The sequence below is a fragment of the Komagataeibacter rhaeticus genome (assembly GCF_003207855.1).
Lineage (GTDB): Bacteria > Pseudomonadota > Alphaproteobacteria > Acetobacterales > Acetobacteraceae > Komagataeibacter > Komagataeibacter rhaeticus.
The window spans coordinates 1-3,596 of sequence record NZ_NKTZ01000049.1 but is presented as its reverse complement, the minus strand read 5'-3'; the positions used below and the strand labels follow the sequence as shown (position 1 = coordinate 3,596).

The 3,596-nt window shown below is 59.1% G+C and carries 6 protein-coding genes; 3 read left to right on the top strand and 3 right to left on the bottom strand.

Annotated elements, in window-relative coordinates:
* Positions 1-1,209 (bottom strand): MobA/MobL family protein (locus CFR78_RS16715; RefSeq protein WP_258366216.1); only part of this gene is annotated, 1,209 nt, incomplete at its 3' end.
* Positions 1,210-1,305: 96 nt separating this feature from the next.
* Between CFR78_RS16715 and CFR78_RS15850 the strand changes: the two genes are divergently transcribed.
* The 3 genes from CFR78_RS15850 to CFR78_RS15840 all read left to right on the top strand — a co-directional run bounded on the left by CFR78_RS15850 (position 1,306) and on the right by CFR78_RS15840 (position 2,405).
* The gene (locus CFR78_RS15850) at positions 1,306-1,665 is read left to right on the top strand and encodes a conjugal transfer protein TraD (protein WP_181417558.1); all 360 of its coding nucleotides are present in this window, start codon (positions 1,306-1,308) and stop codon (positions 1,663-1,665) included.
* Positions 1,666-1,729: 64 nt separating this feature from the next.
* A complete protein-coding gene (locus CFR78_RS15845; protein WP_039732543.1) occupies positions 1,730-1,969 on the top strand; it encodes a conjugal transfer protein TraD in 240 nt (79 codons plus the stop codon).
* A gap of 103 nt (positions 1,970-2,072) precedes the next feature.
* Complete coding sequence (locus CFR78_RS15840; protein WP_039732544.1) at positions 2,073-2,405, top strand: hypothetical protein; 333 nt, start codon at positions 2,073-2,075, stop codon at positions 2,403-2,405.
* Between the two features lie 150 nt (positions 2,406-2,555).
* Here CFR78_RS15840 and CFR78_RS15835 read toward each other — a convergent pair whose 3' ends face one another.
* Both CFR78_RS15835 and CFR78_RS15830 read right to left on the bottom strand, forming a co-directional pair.
* Positions 2,556-2,978 (bottom strand): type II toxin-antitoxin system VapC family toxin, encoded by a 423-nt coding sequence (locus CFR78_RS15835; RefSeq protein ID WP_039732545.1) that lies wholly within the window; start codon positions 2,976-2,978, stop codon positions 2,556-2,558.
* Positions 2,975-3,232 (bottom strand): FitA-like ribbon-helix-helix domain-containing protein, encoded by a 258-nt coding sequence (locus CFR78_RS15830; protein WP_039732546.1) that lies wholly within the window; start codon positions 3,230-3,232, stop codon positions 2,975-2,977. Before CFR78_RS15830 ends, CFR78_RS15835 begins: the two co-directional genes overlap by 4 nt.
* Positions 3,233-3,596 lie beyond the last annotated feature (364 nt).

Genomic DNA, 3,596 nt, shown 5'->3' with positions numbered 1-3,596 from the left:
CTCCCGTGTGGAAAACCGCTCCCGCCCATGCCCGTCTTTCCCAATGGCAACCAGATCCGGACACGCTTCCACCTGAACCATGACAGCACTGAACTGTTCTGCATCCGCCGTGTGCCGGTCCACGAACCGCGCCAGGTCCTGACGGGTGAATGTGCTCTGCTGTCGGGTCAACGCCTCCAGCGCCACATGCGGTTCGGCCAGCAACCTTTCGCCATTGCGCCGCGCGATCTCCAGATGGTCGGCAACCCGCTCACACGGTTCGCCGCGCTCCGGCCGGCGTGACCCTGCGGGTCCGATCTTGTTCTGCGGCTCAAGGTCGATCCCCTGTGCGGCAAACGACCGATGGTCGATCCGCACGTCTAGGTCCAGCCCGGCCAGCCGTTCATTGGCAAGCGACGCCCATCGCTCCCGCCATGTCAGCAGCAGATCCTTGTCATTCCATGAACGCTCTTTCGCACCGAACCCGATGGAAGGCTGATCCTGCGCCAGCCCCAGGCCTTCATGCCGCAACCGTGCCGCCGCGATCAGTCGCGCCGTTCTTCCAGCCGCTGCAAGCGCTTCTCCAGCGTCGAGAGCTTCAGCAGGATGCCGCGCTGCGTCTCCCGGATCTCTGTCAGCAGACGGATCATGAGCTTGAGCGGATCGTCTTCCCCTTTCTGCTCCATCAGGTCCAGGATCCGGCGCGAAGTCGTATGCGCCCCTGCCGCTTCGTTCAGGATGCGGGATTCCGTTTCGTCTTCCATGCACAGCCTCTCCGGTTCTGACTTCGATCCGCCGCGTGGACAGCATCACATGCGCATGGGGCTTCGCCTGTCCGTCTTCGCCAATATCCCAATGCACATTGAGATCGGCCACCATGCCGCGTTCCACGAACTGCTCCCGCACAAAATCCCGTGCCAGCGCGATCCCCTGCGCCTGGGTCATTTCGCGCGGGATTGAAAACTCCACCTCGCGGGCAAGCTGGGCATCCCTGCGCTTCTCGATCGCCTCGACCTCGTTCCATAGGGTCGCACGATCAAGAAACCGTTCCGGTGCGCCATCGGGCAGCAGGATCTCGGAATGCACCACGCCGCTCTTGTTGGAAAAGTCATGGTCGCGATCCAGCCGCAAATCATGCAGGCGGGATGCCGCGCGATAGGCCGCCGCCGCCACGGCGCTCCGGCCGGTGGCGCGGCTGATGACCTTTGCATGCAGGTGATAGATCGCCATGAGTGCGATCCTATCACACCACTAAAGCGCACGTCACGAAGTGACGTATAAGCGCGCACTCACATTTTACTGCACCAAAAATGTTGATTGCTCTGGATGAGTGACGCGGTTCTCGCCTGTGTGGTAGAGTATGGCACAGACCAGCAGGACAGAGGACCGGAAATGCGCAAGCCACGGGACATTGATGCGGAACTGAAGGCGCTTCAGGAAAAGGCAAAACAGCTTAAGGCGCAAAGAACCATCCAGCTCGGTGAACTGGTCGAGGCGACGGGAGCCGATACCCTGTCCATCGAGGCGCTGGCCGGGGTGCTGCTTGCGGCTGTCGAACAGGCGGACGGCAAACCCGAAGCCGTCGCGAGGTGGACCGAACGGGGAACGGCATTCTTTCAGGCCTGTGCAAAAAAGGGCGGCCGGAAAGGAACCGGAAACGATCAGAACGGAGCTTCTGGCGCTTGAAAGACGGATCAGGAAGCAGGAAGCCCTGATCCATCGCTATCAGGCACGAAAGGCACGCACTGACATGCGCGACTGGGCGAAGGCGCGACGGGAACGCACCCATCATCTGATCGAACTGGGCGGCCTGGTCCAGAAGGCGGGACTGGTCGATCTGACCGATGATGACCGCGCCACCCTGCTCGGGGCCTTCCTGGACATTGCGGCGCAGCTTCAGGGCGGCAATGATACCACTCCGGTTGATCTGAAAACGCGCTGGAGACGCGCGGGGCTTCATGCCTTCGACAGGGACCGGGAACAAGGCTGACGACAAAACACGATCATCCAAAACGGACAGACTGTAATCTCGGCCACAGAACAATTTTACGGCCTGGAAACTGACCACCACAGACACTTCAAGAGGATACCTAATGGCTCCAGAATACCCTTCTCCAGAATGGTTTTCTGATAAGATCAATCGCCATCAATGGATGTGGAATCTGAATGCCCGGTTTGTTTCACGGGCAGCAAAGCGTGTGACCGATACGGACGCTCTGGTCTTGCTCAATGAGGCGATCAATCTGGAAATAGCGGAAACGGCTGCCAATCTTCTACAGGAAGGTGTGCCAGAAAAAATCGTCGCTGATTTCGTTATGGCTTACAGTCAGACACAACGAGAAGAATTACTGGATAATGTCTGCGATTACGCATGGCGGATTTCTGCTCCTGTCGCTGCCACGAAACACGAGGCGATGAAGACATGACCATGACGGACCTTTCCGACGAACGGGCTGCCAAAAGGGATGCAATCCGCAAGGCACGCAACAGCATGAAACCCGCAGTCCCGGCCGATCAGGTCCTTGCTCTTCTGGACGCCGATCTGGCCCGGATTCAAGCCGCCATTGACGCCCTCCCTACGCCTCGTCCCACGGATTGATGAGGGTGATACCGCAGTTGAGGAAATCGCGTATATTCCGTGTCGCAAGGGATGCGCCACGGGACTGCGCGATGGCCGCGATCTGTGCATCAAACTGACTGATGGGTTCTCCGGCGTGCCGGCGTCGGGAGGCGATCTCAGCATAAACACGAGCTGCCTCTCCGTCGAAAGGCAGGATACGGCCGGAGAAATCCTCTTCGAACATGGCACGGGCGGCCGCGATCAGCAGATCCCGTCGTCGTCCTTCCGGCAGCAGTGCCAGCCCATACAGGATCTCGGCCTGGGTAATGGCCGTGATGAAGAGGGTCATCATGGATTGACGGGACATCCAGGCCAGCACCGCCCCGTCAGGCCCGGAGCGCATCAGTTCGGAGAGGATGTTGGTGTCGAGAACGATCACACTCCGAAATCCACGTCCCTGATGGCCTCACGGGACACGGCAGGCAGGTCTACCCCGCCCAGCCTGGCAAAACGCTGGTGAATGGCCTGACCGGCATCTACCCCCTGAGAGACTTCAGCGGAAAGAGCCGAGCGCAGGATATCGCGCACCTCTTCCTCCATGGAACGCCCATGCTGTGCTGCGCGCAGACGAAGCCGCTGCTTGAGACTGTCGTCGATATTGCGGATGGTCATGACGGCCACGGGAACCTCCATTAGGCAATGACAGCATTGTAGTCATTGACTGCGTACTTTGCAATCATCAGGTCGGATTGGGGTATTTGAGGGAAGAGACGAAATCCCGCACCAAGCTGAAAACGGAAGCGCAGATCCAAACTGGCCTGAAAATCCAGACGGAAACAGAACGCGGGAACGATTTCTCATTCCCGCGCTGAAGATTACCAGTAATATTCGTGGGGTCGCCGGGTTCCGGTATACGGAAAGACCGCTTCGACAGGATCGAGGTCGCCCTTGATGACCAGGGGGACGTACATAAAACGGGCACAGATATACGCTAAGGATTATCGGTGATTGTGATGGCTTGCCGGAGCGGGCGGAGTTTCCCTTCCGGGATGCCGGC

What these genes read in the sequence shown, in the direction of transcription:
- CFR78_RS15845 (WP_039732543.1), top strand. Translation starts at nt 1,730, where the DNA reads ATGCGCGACTGGGCGAAGGCGCGACGGGAACGCACCCATCATCTGATC.
- CFR78_RS15850 (WP_181417558.1), top strand. Translation starts at nt 1,306, where the DNA reads ATGAGTGACGCGGTTCTCGCCTGTGTGGTAGAGTATGGCACAGACCAG.
- CFR78_RS15840 (WP_039732544.1), top strand. Translation starts at nt 2,073, where the DNA reads ATGGCTCCAGAATACCCTTCTCCAGAATGGTTTTCTGATAAGATCAAT.
- CFR78_RS15830 (WP_039732546.1), bottom strand. Translation starts at nt 3,232, where the DNA reads ATGGAGGTTCCCGTGGCCGTCATGACCATCCGCAATATCGACGACAGT.